The organism is Cryptosporangium aurantiacum (assembly GCF_900143005.1).
Classification (GTDB): domain Bacteria; phylum Actinomycetota; class Actinomycetes; order Mycobacteriales; family Cryptosporangiaceae; genus Cryptosporangium; species Cryptosporangium aurantiacum.
Genome location: NZ_FRCS01000011.1, coordinates 1 through 17,959 on the forward strand (window position 1 = coordinate 1; position 17,959 = coordinate 17,959).

Genomic DNA, 17,959 nt, shown 5'->3' on the forward strand with positions numbered 1-17,959 from the left:
AAGGAACCATCAACCCACCAAACGATGGGCCGAGGGTAAAACACTTGGCACTAACTTTTGAACACACTGTTGAGTTCTCAAACAACACACGCGCATCAAACCCGCCCGCTAGGACTTCGTTGAGGCTTGCTGTCTTTCGTTTTCAAGCTTACCCGAACCGTTTCGCAGAACCAAATTCGCTCCGCTTTCCGATCGAGCGCCGGAAGTGCAATTCCGGCTTGCTTTATCGCTCCTGTCGGAGACGATTTCCGCTCGCCGTCTTGCGTTTCCCAGCTTACCGGGTCGAATTCGCTGCGCCAAATTCGCACAGTTCCTTTCGGCCTGGCCCCTACACCGTCACAAACCGCGCCGTTGAGGCGCTGTTCGCTCGGGCTTCCCAGCGTATCCGGTCGATCCCGCGGCGCCAAATTCGGCCGCCTCGCCCGGCACAGCACTACCGCCCGGTTCGCACCGGTCAGATCGGCTGCTTTCCCGCGGGCCGTCCACTCCGCCGCTTGCGCGACCGGCTGGTGTCCGTCTCCCCTGCGGGCTCGATGAAATCTACGCGGCTCGCCGACGATCCGCAAACCGCCCGGACGTGGCGGTGGCCACACCTCTCCGGGCACAGTCGGTGGCGTCTCTGCCGCCGGTGGCCACGTCGCCCAGCGGCGCTCGTCGCGCCACGAGCACCGGCCCCGGCGCCATCCGACAAGGGACGACCGCCACCTCAGCGAACGAGCAACAACCAATCTCCACAGACCACCGCCAGCCCCGGTCACCACAGACCTACCGGCGTGACGGCACCGCTGTTGGACCTGGGTCTACCCCGACCACGAGCCGGCCCTGCCCACGGTGGTGTCGGCTCTACGCGGAACGGCACCACTGTTGATCCTGCACTGGGCGGCCCCGCTGTTGGCACAGAGCGGGTCGGCGTGCGGTCTTCGCGGGGTGGGCTGCGGCGGGTCTGGGGCGGGACGACGTTGACCCTTCGACGCCGGATACGCGGAACCGGCCTCTAAGGCACCTGTTACAGCCCGAGAACCCCTCATCTGACGGGCCCCGCACGGTGTCGGCGAACCGGGCCACGTTCGTGGACACCGCGGCGCCGACGACCGCGAACGCCAGGCATCCGGGTCGTGTGAGGCCCGGCCGTCAGGAGGCCGAGTGGGCGCGTTCAGGCGACCTATCACTTGCCTGAATGCGTCCACTTGCGGTGGCGAGGCCCGGCGCCACTGCGGGGGTCGGCACAGTGTGGTGCGGTGAGTAGTGACCGGAGGAAGGACCCCTCCCGCGCCAACGACGGCGGAACCGCGCGTCGCGCGGCCCGCCACCGGCCGCGCCGGACGCGGAAGCGACCGGCGCGCGCCAGGCAGGCGTAGATCTAAAGGACCTCGACACCGGAGATTGTGCGCTTGCCGCGGCGGAGCACCAGCCAGCGGCCGTGGAGCAGTTCCTCCCGGGAGGGAGGGACCTCGCCGTCGGTGACCTTGACGTTGTTGACGTACGCGCCGCCCTCGCGGACCGTGCGCCGGGCCTCGGAGAGGCTCGACGCGAGGCCGGAGGCCTGGAGCAATGCCGCGACCGTCGGGAGTTCGCCGGTCACCTGGTGCAAGCCCGCTTCGGTGAGCGCGGCGCGGAGCGTCTCTCCGGGGAGGTCACGCAGCTCGGCGCGGCCGAAGAGGGCTTGGCTGGCGGTGTTCACGGCGGCGGTTTCGTCGGCGCCGTGGACCAGCGTGGTCATCTCTTCGGCGAGCCGACGCTGGGCCAGGCGGGCCGCGGGGCGCTCGGCAACGGCGATCTCGAGCTCCTCGATCTCCTTGCGGTCGAGGAACGTGAACGTCTTGAGCCTGGCGACAACGTCGCGGTCGTCGGTGTTGAACCAGAACTGGTACCAGGCGTAGGGGCTGGTGAGGTCGGGGTCGAGCCAGACGGAGCCGCCGCCGGTGCTCTTGCCGAACTTCTCGCCGTTGGCGTTGGTGAGCAGCGGGAGCGTGAGCGCGTGCGCGGGGCCGCCCTCGTTGGCGGTGACGCGGCGGATGTAGTCGAGGCCCGCGGTGATGTTGCCCCACTGGTCGTTGCCGCCGATCTGGAGGCGGCAACCCTGGTCACGGTAGAGCTGAAGGAAGTCGTTGGCCTGGAGGAGCTGGTAGCTGAACTCGGTGTAGCTCAGTCCACCGGAGTTGATGCGGGCGGCGACGGACTCGCGCGCGAGCATCTGGGTGACCGGGAAGTGCTTGCCGACGTCGCGGAGGAAGTCGAGTGCCGAGACGGAGGCGGTCCAGTCGAGGTTGTTGGCGAGGAGAGCGCCTTGCTCGAAGTCGACGAACCTCGCCAGCTGGGGTCGGAGGGCTTCGACCAGCTCGCGGACGCGCTCCGGGGTGTTGAGGACGCGTTCGGTGGAGCGACCGCTGGGGTCACCGATCAGTCCGGTGGCGCCGCCGGCCAGGACGATCGGCCGGTGGCCGGCCTGCTGGAAACGGCGCAGCGTGAGCAGCGGGACGAGGTGACCGGCGTGCAGGCTCGCCGCGGTGGGGTCGAACCCGGCATAAACCGTGAGCGGGGCGTTGTCGAGGGCCGCGCTCAGGGCCTGTTCGTCAGTGGTCTGGGCGATCAGGCCACGCCAGCGTAGTTCGTCGAGGAAGTCACTCACGCACAGCATCATTCCGTATCTGCACAGCTCTGGGCGAACGCCTATACGGGCTGACTGTCGGGTCCCCGTCGATCCAGAACCGCCACGGCCGGTCGGCCTCCTTCGAGACGCCGGTGCGGGGGCCGGTTCTGATCCGCCCTCCGAGGTCGTGGCCGGGGACGATCGTGAGCGGGCCGTTGCCGTCGAGGAGGTTGGTGCCGTCCGCGGTGCGGTCGAGTCCGAGTGACTTGGCGAGCCGGGCGGGGCCGCGGGCGAGGTCCTTGAGCGGGATGGTGCGGCCTCGTCGCGCGTGCTCGAGGCCGTCGACCACCTGTCCGGCGCGGAGCAGGACGGCGGAGGCGACGCCGACCGGTCCGCAGGTGATGTTGACGCACCAGTGCATGCCGTAGCTGAAGTAGACGTACAGCGTGCCGGGGCCCTCGAACATGCTGGCGTTTCTCGGGGTGGGGCCGCGGTGGGCGTGCGAGGCGGGGTCACCGGCGGTGCCCGCGTAGGCCTCGACCTCGGTAAGCCGGACCGTGACCCCGTGCGCGTGGATGTACCGCCCGAGGAGCGCTGGTGCGGCCTCCTCGGGCGGTCCTTCCAGGATGTGTTCCAGGCTCAGCGGGGCACCACTTGCTCTGCCGCCCAGTTCTTGAAGTGCTCGATCGTGGTTTTGGCTTCGCTGAGCTGGACCGCTACCGCGTCCGGGCCGGTGGAGCCCGGGGTGGTGCGGGCGCGGAGGGCTCCGTCGACCGACAGCACGCTGCGGACCGAGGGGTCGAGGTGCGGGCTGACCTCGGAGAGGTCGTCGTCGGTGAGGTCGTCGAGTTCGATGCCGCGGTGCGCTGCTTTCGCTACCAGAGCGCCGACGATTTCGTGCGCGTCGCGGAACGCGACCCCCTTGCGGACCAGCCACTCGGCGACGTCGGTCGCGAGAGCGAAGCCGGTGGGCGTCGACTTCTCCAGCACCTCGGTGTGGACGTGCATCGTGCGCACCATGCCGGTGAGGGCCGGGAGGAGCACGTCGAGCGTCTCGACCGCGTCGAACACCGGCTCCTTGTCTTCCTGCAGGTCACGGTCGTAGGCGAGCGGAAGCGCCTTGAGCGTGGCGAGCAGGCCGGTGAGGTGGCCGATCAGCCGGCCGGACTTGCCGCGGGAGAGTTCGGCGATGTCCGGGTTCTTCTTCTGCGGCATGATCGAGCTGCCGGTCGCGAACGCGTCGTCGAGCGTGACCCAGCCGAACTCCTGCGACGTCCAGAGCACGAACTCTTCGCCCAGCCGGGAGAGGTGGACGCCGATCAGCGCCGCGACGAACAGGAACTCCGCGGCGAAGTCCCGGTCGCTGACCGCGTCGATGGAGTTTTGCGCGCTCCGGGAGAAACCGAGCTCTCTCGCGACCGCATCCGGGTCGAGGGGCAGCGAGGAACCCGCGAGGGCTCCGGCACCCAGCGGGCTGACCGCGGCGCGGTCGTCCCAGTCAGTGAGGCGGTCGAGGTCGCGGAGCAACGACTGGACGTGGGCGAGCAGCTGGTGGCTGAACAGGATCGGCTGGGCGTGCTGGAGGTGGGTCATGCCCGGGGCCGGCACGGTCTTGTGCTTCTCGGCCTGCTCGGTGAGTGCGTCCGCCAGGTCGGTGAGGCCCTTCGCGACGCCGCGCGCGTGGTCGCGCAGGTAGAGGCGCAGGTCGGTGGCGACCTGGTCGTTGCGGCTGCGGCCGGCGCGGAGCTTGCCGCCGAGCGCGCCGAGCCGTTCGAGGAGGCCGCGTTCGAGGGCGGTGTGGACGTCCTCGTCGTCGATCGTCGGGGTGAATGCCCCCTCGGCGCAGTCCTTCTCGAGCTCGTCGAGCGCCTTGAGCATCAGGTGGAGCTCGTCGGCGGTGAGGAGCCCGGCGCGGTTCAGGACGCGGGCGTGGGCGCGGGAGCCGGCGAGGTCGTAGGGGGCCAGGCGCCAGTCGAAGTGGACGCTGACGGACAGCCGGGCCAGTGCCTCGGCCGGTCCGCCGGAAAACCGGCCGCCCCACAGGCGGGTCGTCTCTGCGTTGGGCTCGGGGTGGGTCACGAAGGTTCCTTGGAGAAGGTCGAGTCAGGCGACGATACGAGGTCGGGCGCCGCGGGTCGGGTGTGGGTCGGCGTGTCGGCGTCGCCGGGCGTGCTGGGGTGGCCCGGGGTGCCGGGATCGCCCGGCGTGCTGGGGCGGCCCGGCGTGCCGGGATCGCCCGGGGTGCTGGGGCGGCCCGGCGTGCCGGGATCGCCCGGCGTGCTGGGGCGGCCCGGGGCGCCGGGATCGCCCGGCGTGCTGGGGCGGCCCGGGGCGCCGGGATCGCCCGGCGTGCTGGGGTGGCCCGGGGCGCCGGCCGGGCCGGGTGTCGTTCCGCGGTGGGCCCAGTCGAGTGCTTTGGCGGCGAACGCCTGGCCGCCGGCCGGGTCGCGGGTGATGACGAGGATCGTGTCGTCGCCGGCGATCGTGCCGATGATGTCGGGCAGGCCGGAGCGGTCCAGGCCGGACGCGAGGAACTGCGCGGCGCCGGGCGGCGTCCGGAGCACCACCAGGTTGCCGCTGGCCTCGGCGCCGGTCAGAAGTTCCTGAAGGCGCCGGACCAGCAGGTCGGGTGGCGCGACCGACGGCCGCATCGGGGCCGCGCCCTCCTCCGGCAGGACGTATGAGGCCGGTGACCCGTCCGCCCCCCGCAGCTTGACCGCGCCGAGTTCCTCGAGATCGCGGGAGAGCGTGGCCTGGGTGACGGCCATGCCCTCGTCGGCCAGGAGTCTGGCCAACACGGTCTGCGACGGGATCGGCGTGGAACGGACCAGCTCGCTGATCCGGGCGTGGCGGGCCGCTTTGGTCACCGGATTGCTCATCGTCGGTTGCTCATCGTCCGTCGCTCGTCGGGTCGGTCGCTGGCTCTTCGGTCGCTGGCAGTCGTCGGCTGTGGTCGCTGAGGATAACGATCAGGGCTGGTCGAGCAGCCAGGTGAGCAACGCCTTCTGCGCGTGCAGACGGTTCTCCGCCTGGTCCCAGACCGCCGAACGCGGGCCGTCCAGCACGTCGGCGCTGATCTCGTTGCCCCGGTAGGCCGGCAGGCAGTGCAACACGATCGCGTCGGCCGCCGCCAGCGCGACCGCATCGGCGTCGACCCGGTACGGCGCGAGGGTGGCCAGGCGGTCGGCGGAGTTCGCGGTCTCCTGCCCCATCGAGACCCAGGTGTCGGTGGCCAGGACGTCGGTGCCGTCGGCGGCCGCCTTGGGGTCGTCGGTGATCGTGATTTCGCTGCCCGTCCTTTCGGCGATCGTCTTCGCGCGCTGGACGATCGTCGGGTCGGGCAGGGCGTTCTCCGGGCCGGCGATCCGGACGTGGAGGCCGGCGACCGCCCCGCCCAGCAGGTACGAGTGGGCCATGTTGTTCGCCGCGTCACCGAGATAGGTGAGCGTGCGGCCGGCCACCGTGCCGAAGCGCTCCCGGATCGTGAGCAGGTCGGCCAGGATCTGGCACGGGTGGAACAGGTCGGTGAGCGCGTTGACGACCGGCACCGCGCTGACGCTCGCCATCGCCTCGACGCGCTCCTGGCCGAACGTCCGCCAGACGATCGCGGCGCACTGCCGGTCGAGGACGCGGGCGGTGTCCTCGATCGTCTCGCCACGGCCGAGCTGGCTGCTCCCGGAGTCCAGGAGCAGCGGGTACCCGCCGAGTTCGGCGACGCCGATCGCGAACGAGACCCGGGTGCGGGTCGAGGGCTTGTCGAACAGCAGGGCGACGCTCTTCGGGCCGGCCAGCGGGGTGAACGCGTGCCGGTCGGCCTTCATCCGGAGCGCGAGCTCGAGGATCTCGGACTGCTCGTCCGGGGTGAGGTCGTCGTCGGCGAGGAAGTGGCGGGTCACCGCGTGCTCCCGGTGGTAGTGGGGGGTTTCGGGGGCGCCGCGGCGGGCGTTGCCGGGGGCGCCGTGGCGGCGGTGAGCGCTGCCGGGAGGGCCGCGAGGAAGGCGTCCACCTGTTCGTCGGTGAGCACCAACGGCGGGGCCAGCCGCAGCACGCCGGGAGCCACCGCATTGACGAGGAAGCCGGCATCGGCGAGGGCCGCCTCGGCGGCCTTCGCCACCGAGTCGGTCAGGACGACGCCGAGCAGCGCACCGCTCCCCCGCACCTCGGCGACGCCGTCGAGGTTCTCGATGCCGGCGCGCAGCCGCTCGCCCAGGTGCTTGGCGCGCGCGAGCAGGTCCTCGGCGACGATCGTGTCGAGCACGGCCAGCGCTGCGGCGCAGCAGACCGGGTTGCCGCCGAACGTCGAACCGTGACTGCCCGGACCGAGCAGCTCGGCGGCGTCCCCGAACGCGATGCAGGCGCCGAGCGGGAGCCCGCCGCCGAGGCCCTTCGCGAGCGTCACGACGTCGGGCTGGATGCCGTCGGCCTGGTGGGCGAACCAGTAGCCGGTGCGTCCGATGCCGGTCTGCACCTCGTCGAGGACGAGCAGCGCGTGGTGCGCTGTGGTGATGCGGCGGGCTTCGGCGAGGTAGCCGGGCGGCGGCGGGACGACACCGGCCTCGCCGAGCGTCGGTTCGAGGATCACCATCGCGGTTTCGTCGGTGACCGCTTCGGCGAGCGCGTCGACGTCGCCGTACGGGACGTGCGTGACGTCGCCGGGCAGCGGCAGGAACGGGTCGCGCTTCGTGGGCTGGCCGGTGAGCGCCAGTGCGCCCATCGTCCGGCCGTGGAATCCGCCGTGCGCGGCCACGACGTGCGTCTTACCGGTACGTCGGGACAGCTTGAACGCCGCCTCGTTGGCCTCCGCGCCGGAGTTGCAGAAGTAGACGCGTCCGTCGCGGCCGGACAGCGCGAGCAGTCGCTCGGCCAGCGTCACGGCCGGGACGCTCGCGAACAGGTTCGATACGTGGCCGAGCGTGGCGATCTGGGTGGAGACCGCCTCGACGATCGCCGGGTGGGCGTGCCCGACCACGTTGACCGCGATTCCGGCGTAGAGGTCGACGTACTGGCGGCCCCGGTCGTCCCAGACGGTGGCGCCGTCGCCCTTGACCAGCGCGGTCGAGGGGGTGCCGTAGTTGTCCATGAGCGCGGCGCGCCAGCGGGCGGAGAGACCCTCGGGGTTATCCGGGGCGGACACGGACTGCGGGGCCGCGGGCGGGGTGGGCGAGCCGGTCATGAGGCCGCCTCCGGGCTGGGAACGACCATCGTGCCGAATCCTTCCTCGGTGAAGATTTCCAGGAGCAGGGAGTGCGCCACCCGCCCATCGATCACGGTCGCCTGGGGCACGCCGCCGCGGACCGCGCGCAGGCACGCCTCCATCTTCGGGATCATGCCCGCCGACAGCGACGGGAGCAGCTCCTCCAGCTCCTGGGTGCCGATCTGGCTGACCAGCGAGTCGTGGTCGGGCCAGCGGGTGTAGAGGCCCTCGACGTCGGTGAGGACCACGAGCTTCTGCGCGCCGAGCGCGACCGCGATCGCGGACGCCGCGGTGTCGGCGTTGAGGTTGTGCACCTGGCCGTCGGCGTCCGGGGCCACGGTGGAGATCACCGGGATGCGTCCGGACTCGATCAGGTCCCAGACCGCTGCCGGGTTGACGGTGGCGACGTCACCGACGAGGCCGACGTCCACTTGCTCCCCATCGACGGTCGCCGACCGGCGGGTGGCGGTGAGGAGATGAGCGTCCTCGCCGGACATGCCGACGGCGAACGGCCCGTGCTCGTTGATCAGGCCGACGAGTTCCCGGCCGACCTGCCCGACGAGCACCATCCGGACGACGTCCATCGTCTCCGGAGTGGTGACGCGGAAGCCGCCGCGGAACTCGCTGTCGATGCCGAGCCGGTTGAGCATGGACGAGATCTGCGGTCCACCGCCATGGACGACGACGGGACGCGCGCCGGCGTAGCGCAGGAACACCATGTCGGCGGCGAACGCGCGCTTGAGCGCCTCGTCGGTCATCGCGTGGCCGCCGTACTTGACGACGACGACGGCGCCGTTGAACCGCTTGAGCCACGGCAGCGCCTCGATGAGGACCCGGGCCTTGCGCTGTGCGGCTTCGATGTCGCGTGCAGAGAGCATGTGATCGGTGGCCGTCACGAGGTGTATGCCGAATTCTCGTGGACGTAGGCCAACGTCAGGTCGTTGGTGTACACGGTGGCCTCGGCCGTGCCGGCGTGCAGGTCGACGCCCACCGCCAGGTCGCGGCCGGAGATGTCGACGGTGGGGGCGTCGGGATCCGCGGCGCCGTTCTTGCAGACCTGCACGCCGTTGAACGACACGTCGAGCTGGTCGGGGTCGAACGTGGCGTCAGTGGTGCCGACCGCGGCCAGCACCCGGCCCCAGTAGGCGTCGTTGCCGAACAGCGCGCACATCAGCAGGTTGTTCCGGGCGATCGCCCGCGCAACCGTAACCGCCTCTGCTTCGGTGGCCGCGCCGGTGATGGTGATCGCGATCTCCTTGGACGCCCCCTCGGCGTCGCCGATGAGCTGGCGGGAGAGGTCCTGGCAGGCTTGCGTGACCGCGGCTTCGAGTTCCTCCGCGCTGGGGCGCACGCCGGACGCGCCGGACGCGAGCAGCAGCACGGTGTCGTTCGTGGACATGCAGCCGTCGGAGTCGATCCGGTCGAACGTGCGGGCGGTGGCGGCCCGCAGGGCGGCGTCGAGCGTGTCGGCGTCGGCGATCGCGTCCGTGGTGAGGACGCAGAGCATCGTGGCCAGCGCCGGTGCGAGCATGCCTGCGCCCTTGGCCATGCCGCCGACGACGAATCCGTTGCCGTGGATCGTGGTGGTTTTGGGGTGGGTGTCGGTGGTCATGATGGCGCGGGCTGCGGCGGTGCCGCCGGGGGTGGTGTTCTTGCCGTTGCCGTTGCCGTTGCCGTTGCCGTCGGCGTTGCCGTAGGCGTTGCCGTTGCCGTCGGCGTTGCCGTAGGCGTTGCCGTTGCCGTAGGCGTCGGCGTCGGCGGTGGTGTTGGCGCCGTTGCCGGTGGCGCCGGCGGTAGCGGTGGTGGCGTCGGCGGTCGCGGCGCCGCCGCCGTCGGCGGTGGCGGCCGTTCCGAGCGCCGCGGCTGCGGCGTCGACGCCGGACAGCAACGCGTCGATCGGCAGCCGCACGCCGATCACGCCCGTCGAGCAGACCGCGACGTCGGCTGCACCGCAGCCGAGCCGCTCCGCGACCCGCTCCGCGGTGGCGTGCGTGTCCTGGAAACCGGCCGGGCCGGTGCAGGCGTTCGCGCCCCCGGAGTTCAGGACCACCGCGGTCAGCCGTCCGGCCTTGAGGACCTGCTCACTCCAGAGCACCGGCGCGGCCTTGACGCGGTTCGTCGTGAACACACCGGCGGCGGCGTCGAGCGGGCCGATGTTGACCACCAGCGCCAGGTCCGGGTCGCCGTTGCTCTTGAGACCGGCCGCGACGCCGCTGGCCTGGAACCCCTTCGCGCTGGTGACGCTCACGGTGCTACTCCCGTCGTCGGCAGGCCTGTGGTCTCGGGCAGTCCGAGGGCCAGGTTGAGGCATTGCACCGCGGCGCCCGCGGTGCCCTTGGTCAGGTTGTCGATCGCTGCGACGACGACGATCCGGTTGGCGTCCTCATCCAGCGCGACCTGGATCTGCGCCGTGTTGGCACCCAGGGTCGCTGCCGTGGTGGGCCACCGTCCCGCAGGGAGCACGCTGACAAACGGCTCGTCGGCGTAGGCGGTCTCGTAGACCTCGCGCAGCCTCTCGGTGGTGACGCCGGGCTTCGCGGGTGCCGTGCAGGTCGCAAGGATGCCGCGCGGCAGGGGCGCCAGAACCGGGGTGAACGAGACGCTGACCGGCTCACCGGCGGCGGCGCTCAGGTTCTGAATGATCTCCGGCGTGTGACGGTGAGCACCGCCGACGCCATAGGCCGACAGCGAACCCATCACCTCGGCACCGAGAAGGTGCGGCTTGAGGGACTTGCCCGCTCCGGAGGCTCCCGAAGCGGCGACCACCACCGCGTCCGGACCGGCGATCCCGGCAGCGTAGGCCGGTGCGAGGGCCAGGCTCGCGGAGGTCGGATAGCAACCCGGGACCGCGATCCGGCGGGCCCCCTGCAGTGCCTCCCGGCCGCCGGGAAGTTCCGGCAGGCCATAGGGCCAGGTGCCGGCGTGGTCGCTGCCGTACCAGCGCTTCCAGGCGACCGGGTCGGCCAGCCGGAAGTCGGCGCCGCAGTCGATGACAACCGTGGACTCGGGAAGGGCCTTCGCGATCTCACCGGAGTGACCGTGCGGGAGGGCGAGGAAGACGACGTCGTGTCCCTGGAGGGTCTCGATCGTCGTCGGTTGGAGGACGACGTCGGCCAGCGGGGCCAGGTGGGGGTGGTGCTCGCCGACGGTCGTGCCGGCGCTGGACGCGGCGGTCAGGGCGCCGAGTTCGATGTGGGGGTGGGAGAGGAGGAGGCGGAGGAGTTCTCCGCCTGCGTATCCGCTGGCACCAGCTACCGCCGCCCGCACACCCACCACGCCCCTCCGATCACCGGTCTACGTATGAGTATGCATCCTCTCGGATTCCCATGCAACGGTGGCCACGGCACGCTCCGGTCGCAGCACAGCACGCCGGTAGCCTTGGCGTACCGTCTTTAACGCGCAGGAGGGCTGTTGCGAATGGCCGAACAGCCAGAAAACTTCGCCGACCGCAAGCGGCGGAAGACACTTGCGATAGTTCTCGCCGTGCTAGCGGCTGCCGCTCTTGCTGTCTGTTCAGTACTTGGATGGTTCCTCTACCAGTATTTTGATGATTCGCCGGAGAATCCATCCGAGGCGATATCACAATACTTTCTTAGCCTCCAGAATCGTGATCCTAGCGAGCTATCCGAGGTCATATGCTCTGGATCCCAGGAGGAAGCTGCCAACCTCATCGACGAATTCCACAAGGGATTTGCGGACGACGGCGTAACTCTTACGGACGTGCGATGGACCAACGAGGGCTCAAGGGAAGGTCGAGGCGACAACGTTTTGCTCGACACTCGTGTCACCTATCAGGTTGAACGCAACGGCGAAACCTTCGTCCGCCGGGCCAACGTGATTTTCACTGTCGAGAACAACAAAGTGTGCTCGGCCCAAGAAAAGTAATCTAGCGGTGCGCGACTGCCAGTCACGCACCGCTAGTGACACTTCTAGTTAGGCCCTGAGTGCTGCGCCGCAGGTCGTGGCGGCGGTGCTGACGGCCGCGTCTCGGGCTGTGGTGGCTTCTTCCACCGTCAACGTCCGATCGGGGGCGCGGAACGTCAGCGCGAACGCGAGCGACTTGTGTCCCTCACCCACCTGCGACCCCGTATAGACGTCGAACAACCGCACCGACTCCAGCAGCGGCCCGGCGCCCTCCGTGAGCGCGGCCTCCACCTCCGCCGATGGTACGGACTCGCCGACTACGAGTGCCACGTCCAGCAGCGCCGGCGGGAACGGCGAGATCACGGGCGCGGTCGGCACCACGGAGTCGGGGAACGCGTCCAGGTTCAGCTCCATCGCCGCCGTGCGCGCCGGCAATTCGAGCGCGGCGACGACCCGGGGGTGCAACTCGCCCGCGTGCCCCACGACGTGGCCGTCGACCACGAGCGACGCGCATCGGCCGGGGTGCCACGGCGCCAACTCGCCCCGCCGCACCTCGAGCGTCACGCCGGCGGCCGCGGCCACGGTGCGCGCCGCCTCGATCGCGTCGGCCCACGACGCCGCACGCCCCGGCCCCCACCACCCGGCCGGGTCGCGGTCACCGGCGAGCACTACCGCCACGTGGCGGGGCTGCGCGGGTACCGCCGCGAAGAGCGCTTCGAGCTCCTCGTCGGTCGGCCGCCGGTCGACGCCCAGCCGGGGCGCCGCAGCGGCACCCGAAGCCGGATGGAAGACCAGCCCCAGCTCGAACAGCGACACGTCCCGCTGCCCGCGGCCGATGTTGCGCTGCGCCGCCTTGAGCAAGCCGGGGAGCAGGCTGGTACGCATCTCCGGCTCGGTGTCCGAGAGCGGGTTCGCCAGCCGGGCCGCGTTCCGGCGCGGGTCGTCCAGGTCGAGCCCGAACGCGTCGTGGACGGTCGGCGACACGAACGGGTAGCTGAGCACCTCGACGAAGCCCGCCTCGGCCAGCGTCCGCGCCACCGAACGGCGACGACGCTGACCGTCGGTGAGGCCCGAACTCGACGGCGTCGGCGGCAGCAGCGACGGGATGTTGTCGTAGCCCTCCAACCGTGCGACCTCTTCGACCAGGTCGATCGGGTCGGTGAGGTCGGGGCGCCAGCTGGCGGGCAACACCCAGAGCTCGTCCTCGCCGGCGGTGGTCACCGTGCACCCGACGTCCCGCAGACGACGCTCCACGGTCGACCGCGAGTAGTCCACGCCGATCACCCGCGACGGCAGCCCGACCGGTAGCCGGATCGGCTCGATGGCTCGCCGCGCGTCCACATCGAGGACGTTCGGGTCGGCCACGGCCCCGCCGTACTCCACGAGCAACCGCACCGCGGCTTCCGCGGCGACCGCGGTCATCTCCGGATCGACACCCCGCTCGAACCGCTTGGACGCCTCGCTGGGCAGCTTGTGCCGCCGCGCGGTCCGCGCCACCGAGACCGGATCCCAGTGGGCCGCCTCGATCAGCACGTCCGTCGTGTCGTCGCTGATCTCGGTCGTGGCGCCACCCATCACCGCGGCCAGCCCGATCGGGCCGGTGTCATCGGTGATCAGCAGGTCTTCCGGATCGATGACCCGGTCGGCCCCGTCGAGCGTCGTGAGACGCTCCCCGGGTCGCCCGCGCCGCACCACGATCGGACCGGTGAGCGCAGAACGGTCGAACGCGTGCATCGGCTGGCCCAGCTCGAGCATCAGGTAGTTCGTGACGTCGACGGCCAGCGAGATCGAGCGCACCCCGGCGGCCTGCAGGCGCCGCTTCATCCACAGCGGCGAGGGCGCCGCGGGGTTCAACCCGCGCACGGCCCGCGCGTAGAAGCGGTCGCAGCCGACCGGGTCCTCCACGACGACCGGGTGCGGCGGCTCCGCGGTCGCGGCGGGGGCGTCCACGAGCGACGCGGGGTCGCGGAACGGCACATCCAGCGAGTGGCTGAGTTCCCGCGCCAGCCCGCGCACCGAGAAGCAATAGCCGCGGTCCGGCGTGATCGCCAGCTCGAACACCACGTCGTCCAGGCCGAGCAGCGGCTTCGCGTCGCTGCCCGGCTCCACGCCGGACGGGAGCTCGGCCGTCGAGTAGGCCAGGATTCCACTGTGGTCGTCGCTGATCCCCAGCTCACGTCCGGAGCAGATCATCCCGTCGGACACGTGCCCGTAGGTTTTCCTGGCGGCGATCGCAAAGTCACCCGGCAGCACCGCACCGGGCAACGCCGCGACGACGTACTCCGCGGTGGCCACGTTGGGCGCACCGCAGACGATGCCGCGACTCCCCTCGTCCCCGTTGTGCTCGGGCCCGACGTCGACGCGGCAGTACCAGATCGGCTTCTTGAAGTCGGTCAGCTCCACGGCCGAGAGCACGCGGCCGATCACCAGCGGACCGGACACGTCCGCACCCGGCCGGTGCACGGCCTCGACCTCGAGCCCGGCACGGACAAAAGCGGCGTCGATCTCCTCGACCGAGCGGCCCGCAACGTCGAGGTACTCGCCGAGCCAGGACAGCGCGACGCGCATCAGATCTCCATCCCGAAAGCGGTCGAGAACCGGACGTCGCCCTCGACCATGTCCCGCATGTCAGTGGCCTCGTGCCGGAACTGCAGGGCCCGTTCCAAGCCCATGCCGAACGCGAAGCCGGTATAGACGTCGGGGTCGATGCCGCACGCGATCAGCACGCGCGGATTGACCATGCCGCAGCCGCCCCACTCGATCCACCGCGGACCGCCCTTGGCGTGCGGGAACCAGACGTCGAACTCCGCGGACGGCTCGGTGAACGGGAAGTAAGACGGCCGCCAGCGGGTGACCGCCTCCGGCCCGAACATCGCCCGGGAGAAGTGGTCGAGCGTGCCGCGGAGGTGCGCCATCGTGATGCCCTTGTCGATCACGAGGCCCTCAACCTGGCTGAACACCGGGGTGTGCGTCGCGTCGAGTTCGTCGGTGCGGAACACCCGGCCGGGCGCGGCGATGTAGATCGGGGGTTCCCGCCGTTCGAGCATCACGCGGGCCTGGACCGGCGAGGTGTGCGTGCGGAGCACCAGCCCGCCCTCGGGCGGCTCGACGAAGAACGTGTCCATCATGGTGCGTGCCGGGTGGTCGGGCGCGATGTTCAGCGCGTCGAAGTTGAGCCACTCGGCCTCGATCTCGGGGCCCTCGGCGATCTCGTAGCCCATGCCGATGAACAGGTCGCTGACGCGATCGATCAGCGCCGCGATCGGGTGCCGGGCTCCGCGTGGGCGCCGGTCGAACGGCAGCGTCACGTCGACGGTCTCTTCGCGGAGCACACGCTCGTCACGCTCCGCGACCAGCACTGCCTCGCGGGCGTCGTACGCCGCCTGGATGGCCTTGCGGGTCTCGTTCACCCGGCGGCCCGCGTCGGCGCGGGCCTGCGGCGGCAGCGCGCCGAGCTCGCGGCGGGCCAGCGAAACCGGAGCGCGGTCGCCGAGGTGGGCGCTCTTCGCGGCGTGCAGCGCATCCAGGTCGACGGCGTCCGCGAACGCCTTCTCGGCGTCGAGCGTGGTGTCGCCGAGTGCCTCCGCGCTCAGCAGGGCGACCTGCTTGGGGTCGTACACGTCGTTGGGTCCAGACATGCGGTGGGGTTCCGTCCTCCGACTGAACGCACGCGCGGGCAGACGCCACGGCGCGCGCGAGGTGACCACGGTCTACTAGTCGGGCGGCTCAGCCGCAGCCCGCCGGCGTTCGGAGCGCTCAGGCCCTACCGGCGGGCCGACGAAACTCGTGCCGGTGGCGCACCGCTCGCCCCTCCTCGTACCGCGCGACCCGAGTGGTCGTGATGGGAAAACTCTAGCGGATCCGTCCGACACGACATCGACGCCGCTGGCGACCGCGATCGGCCGCGCCGCATCCGTGTTCACGGAGCGCGACCGCTGTGCATGCGAACGCGCAGACCGCTCCGCGGTCAGGTCCAGCAACCGCTGCCCGCACCCGCAGACCGCTTCGCGGCCAGATCCGGCCACCGCTGTGAACACCGTTCAAACCCCTACCGGCGTTGGGCACGCGCCGACGCGTACAGACACACCGCCGCCGCAGCGGCCAGGTTCAGGCTCTCCGCGCGGCCGTGAATCGGGATCCGCACCCGCCGGTCCGCCAGCTCGGCGAGCTCCGGCGGCAACCCCCGCGCTTCGTTGCCGAACACCCATGCGGTCGGTTTGCCCAGCTCCCCGGCGTCCGCCAAGTCGTCGAGATCGGCCTCGCCGTACCCGTCGGCCGCCAGCACCCGCAGGCCTGCCGAGCGAAGCGAGGCAATCGCCGAAGGCGCAGAAACCCCCCGCACGACCGGCGGATGGAACAGGCTCCCGGCCGACGACCGGACGCACTTGCCGTTGTAAGGATCGACGCTGCCGTCGGTGAAGACGACGCCGCTCGCACCCGCCGCGTCGGCCGTCCGCAGCACGGTCCCGGCGTTCCCCGGGTCCTGGATCTCCGCGAGCACGGCCACCAGCGATCCCGAGACGGCCGACAGCGGCACGTCCAGGAACGAACACACCGCTACCAGCCCCTGCGGCGAGACGGTCTCCGACAGCCCGGCCATGCCCGCGTCGTCAACGGCGATCACCGGCACCGAAGCGCCCGCGACCAGGTCCGCGTACCGCGAAAGCGCCGGAACGGTCCCGAAGACCATCGACGGCGCGCCGGGGGCGTCCGGATCGAGGGCCAGCGCCTCCCGCACGGCCTGTGGACCCTCGGCCAGGAACTGCCGGACAGAATCCCGCCGCGACCGGCGCGTCAGACGCCGAGCAGCAGCGACCCGAGGAGTCCGACCACTCGCGAGCGGCGGATCCTCGGGTCGCGTCAAACGATCAGCAGACCTGGTCAGGCCGCGTCCTCACGCGGAGCCGACGTGTCCTCGGGCAGCGCGGCCTTGGCCACGGCCACCAGCGCGGCGAACGCAGCGGCGTCGTTGACGGCGAGGTCGGCGAGGACCTTCCGGTCAACCTCGACCTCGGCGAGACGCAGGCCCTGGACGAAGCGGTTGTACGTCAGGCCGTTGGCCCGCGCCGCAGCGTTGATGCGAGTGATCCACAGCTGGCGGAAGTCACCCTTGCGCGCCTTGCGGTCGCGGTAGGAGTAGGTCGCGGAGTGGAGGAGCTGCTCCTTGGCCTTGCGGTAGAGCCGCGAGCGCTGGCCGCGGTAACCCTTCGCGGCCTCGAGGGTGGTCCGGCGCTTCTTCTGGGCATTGACCGCCCGCTTCACGCGTGCCACGGGTACACCTGTCCTTCTTGCGGTCGTCGTCCGGACCCCGGTATCGGGCGGCGACGATCAGTGGTCAACGAAATTACTGCGGGACTTCAGATACCGAGCAGCCGCTTGATGCGCTTGGTCTCGGTCGGCGCGAAGTCGGTCGTGCCGTCCAGCCGCCGGGTCCGGGTGCTGGACTTGTGCTCCAGCAGGTGGCGGCGGTTCGCCTTCTGGCGACGCAGCTTGCCGGTACCGGTCAGCTTGACGCGCTTGGCGGTGCCCTTGTGGGTCTTGTTCTTCGGCATCAGTTTTCCTTGTTGATGTACCTACTCAGGACGTACCGGGGCGCGGCGCCCGTGCTCCGGGTGCCGCGCCGCCCGTCACGCGTCAGACGTCCGCGGGGGCGTCTGTTTCTGCTTCATCCCCCTGGCCGCGCTGGCCAACGGTCTTCAAAGCCCGGTGCGGAGCCATCACCATGATCATGTTGCGGCCGTCCTGACGGGGAGCCGACTCGACGAAGCCGAGCTCGGTCACCTCGTCGGCGAGCCGCTTGAGAAGCCGGAAACCCAGCTCGGGACGGCTCTGCTCACGGCCACGGAACATGATCGTGATCTTGACCTTGTCGCCGGCCTTGAGGAAGCGCACGACGTGACCCTTCTTGGTCTCGTAGTCGTGCGGGTCGATCTTCGGCCGAAGCTTCATTTCCTTGATCACGGTGAGGCTCTGGTTACGCCGCGCCTCCCGTGCTTTCTGCGCGCTCTCGTACTTGAACTTTCCATAGTCCATGAGCTTGCAGACGGGCGGTCGCGCGGTCGGCGCGACCTCGACCAGATCCAGGTCGGTGTCCTGGGCGAGGCGCAGGGCCTCGGCAACCGGAACGATGCCGACCTGCTCCCCTTCCGGACCGACGAGACGTACCTCGCGGGCACGGATCTGGTCGTTCACACGCAGCTCTACGCTGATGGGACCTCCTCGGACGTACTTCTAGTCATTGACCATGCCCGGTGGAACCCCACAACACGAAAGGCCCCAGCGCACGCTGGGGCCCACTCGACCGGTCAGCG

Annotated in this window: 15 protein-coding genes and 1 pseudogene; 1 reads left to right on the forward strand and 15 read right to left on the reverse strand. The window is 70.6% G+C overall.

Annotated elements, in window-relative coordinates; translation table 11 throughout:
- Window positions 1–1,360 precede the first annotated feature (1,360 nt).
- The 9 genes and pseudogenes from tyrS to argC all read right to left on the reverse strand — a co-directional run bounded on the left by tyrS (window position 1,361) and on the right by argC (window position 11,057).
- Complete coding sequence (tyrS, locus tag BUB75_RS30215) at window positions 1,361–2,638, reverse strand: tyrosine--tRNA ligase (protein WP_342761159.1); 1,278 nt, start codon at window positions 2,636–2,638, stop codon at window positions 1,361–1,363.
- Entirely contained in the window at window positions 2,622–3,233 is a 612-nt protein-coding gene (locus BUB75_RS30220) for a DNA-3-methyladenine glycosylase (RefSeq protein ID WP_073262003.1), read from the reverse strand. The genes tyrS and BUB75_RS30220 overlap by 17 nt, the downstream gene beginning before the upstream one ends.
- Window positions 3,230–4,669: an argininosuccinate lyase gene (gene argH, locus BUB75_RS30225; RefSeq protein WP_073261624.1), complete on the reverse strand. Its 1,440-nt coding sequence runs from the start codon at window positions 4,667–4,669 to the stop codon at window positions 3,230–3,232. The genes BUB75_RS30220 and argH overlap by 4 nt, the downstream gene beginning before the upstream one ends.
- Window positions 4,670–4,983: 314 nt before the next feature.
- A pseudogene (locus BUB75_RS48590) lies at window positions 4,984–5,472 on the reverse strand (arginine repressor); the annotation flags it as partial.
- Window positions 5,473–5,559: 87 nt separating this feature from the next.
- Window positions 5,560–6,486: an ornithine carbamoyltransferase gene (gene argF / locus BUB75_RS30235; RefSeq protein ID WP_073261626.1), complete on the reverse strand. Its 927-nt coding sequence runs from the start codon at window positions 6,484–6,486 to the stop codon at window positions 5,560–5,562.
- Window positions 6,483–7,763 carry an acetylornithine transaminase gene (locus BUB75_RS30240; protein ID WP_084741895.1) on the reverse strand — a complete coding sequence of 427 codons (1,281 nt, stop codon included), beginning with the start codon at window positions 7,761–7,763 and terminating at the stop codon, window positions 6,483–6,485. Before BUB75_RS30240 ends, argF begins: the two co-directional genes overlap by 4 nt.
- Window positions 7,760–8,662: an acetylglutamate kinase gene (argB, locus tag BUB75_RS30245; protein WP_073262007.1), complete on the reverse strand. Its 903-nt coding sequence runs from the start codon at window positions 8,660–8,662 to the stop codon at window positions 7,760–7,762. Before argB ends, BUB75_RS30240 begins: the two co-directional genes overlap by 4 nt.
- A gap of 14 nt (window positions 8,663–8,676) precedes the next feature.
- Window positions 8,677–10,032 carry a bifunctional glutamate N-acetyltransferase/amino-acid acetyltransferase gene (locus BUB75_RS47840; RefSeq protein WP_143175503.1) on the reverse strand — a complete coding sequence of 452 codons (1,356 nt, stop codon included), beginning with the start codon at window positions 10,030–10,032 and terminating at the stop codon, window positions 8,677–8,679.
- Window positions 10,029–11,057, reverse strand: a complete 1,029-nt coding sequence (gene argC / locus BUB75_RS30260; RefSeq protein ID WP_073262009.1) for an N-acetyl-gamma-glutamyl-phosphate reductase — start codon at window positions 11,055–11,057, stop codon at window positions 10,029–10,031. Before argC ends, BUB75_RS47840 begins: the two co-directional genes overlap by 4 nt.
- Window positions 11,058–11,201: 144 nt before the next feature.
- On the opposite strand from argC, the gene BUB75_RS45620 reads away from it, so the two are divergent.
- Entirely contained in the window at window positions 11,202–11,669 is a 468-nt protein-coding gene (locus BUB75_RS45620) for a nuclear transport factor 2 family protein (RefSeq protein WP_143175504.1), read from the forward strand.
- A gap of 48 nt (window positions 11,670–11,717) precedes the next feature.
- Here BUB75_RS45620 and pheT read toward each other — a convergent pair whose 3' ends face one another.
- The 6 genes from pheT to infC all read right to left on the reverse strand — a co-directional run bounded on the left by pheT (window position 11,718) and on the right by infC (window position 17,858).
- Window positions 11,718–14,216, reverse strand: a complete 2,499-nt coding sequence (gene pheT / locus BUB75_RS30265) for a phenylalanine--tRNA ligase subunit beta (RefSeq protein WP_073261628.1) — start codon at window positions 14,214–14,216, stop codon at window positions 11,718–11,720.
- Window positions 14,216–15,286 (reverse strand): phenylalanine--tRNA ligase subunit alpha, encoded by a 1,071-nt coding sequence (pheS, locus tag BUB75_RS30270; RefSeq protein WP_073261630.1) that lies wholly within the window; start codon window positions 15,284–15,286, stop codon window positions 14,216–14,218. The genes pheT and pheS overlap by 1 nt, the downstream gene beginning before the upstream one ends.
- A 410-nt stretch (window positions 15,287–15,696) precedes the next feature.
- Window positions 15,697–16,533, reverse strand: a complete 837-nt coding sequence (locus BUB75_RS30275) for a TrmH family RNA methyltransferase (RefSeq protein WP_084741896.1) — start codon at window positions 16,531–16,533, stop codon at window positions 15,697–15,699.
- On the reverse strand, window positions 16,530–16,919 hold the full coding sequence (gene rplT / locus BUB75_RS30280; protein WP_073261634.1) for a 50S ribosomal protein L20: 390 nt from the start codon (window positions 16,917–16,919) through the stop codon (window positions 16,530–16,532). Before rplT ends, BUB75_RS30275 begins: the two co-directional genes overlap by 4 nt.
- A gap of 86 nt (window positions 16,920–17,005) precedes the next feature.
- Window positions 17,006–17,200, reverse strand: coding sequence for a 50S ribosomal protein L35 (gene rpmI / locus BUB75_RS30285; protein WP_035850665.1), 195 nt, complete (start codon window positions 17,198–17,200; stop codon window positions 17,006–17,008).
- Window positions 17,201–17,282: 82 nt separating this feature from the next.
- Window positions 17,283–17,858 (reverse strand): translation initiation factor IF-3, encoded by a 576-nt coding sequence (infC, locus tag BUB75_RS30290; RefSeq protein ID WP_073261636.1) that lies wholly within the window; start codon window positions 17,856–17,858, stop codon window positions 17,283–17,285.
- Between the last annotated feature and the right edge of the window lie 101 nt (window positions 17,859–17,959).

Bases quoted from the DNA above. Each gene is read 5' to 3' on its own strand.
- tyrS (WP_342761159.1), bottom strand. From the start codon at position 2,638: ATGCTGTGCGTGAGTGACTTCCTCGACGAACTACGCTGGCGTGGCCTG.
- BUB75_RS30240 (WP_084741895.1), bottom strand. From the start codon at position 7,763: ATGACCGGCTCGCCCACCCCGCCCGCGGCCCCGCAGTCCGTGTCCGCC.
- argB (WP_073262007.1), bottom strand. From the start codon at position 8,662: ATGCTCTCTGCACGCGACATCGAAGCCGCACAGCGCAAGGCCCGGGTC.
- BUB75_RS45620 (WP_143175504.1), top strand. From the start codon at position 11,202: ATGGCCGAACAGCCAGAAAACTTCGCCGACCGCAAGCGGCGGAAGACA.
- pheT (WP_073261628.1), bottom strand. From the start codon at position 14,216: ATGCGCGTCGCGCTGTCCTGGCTCGGCGAGTACCTCGACGTTGCGGGC.
- pheS (WP_073261630.1), bottom strand. From the start codon at position 15,286: ATGTCTGGACCCAACGACGTGTACGACCCCAAGCAGGTCGCCCTGCTG.
- rpmI (WP_035850665.1), bottom strand. From the start codon at position 17,200: ATGCCGAAGAACAAGACCCACAAGGGCACCGCCAAGCGCGTCAAGCTG.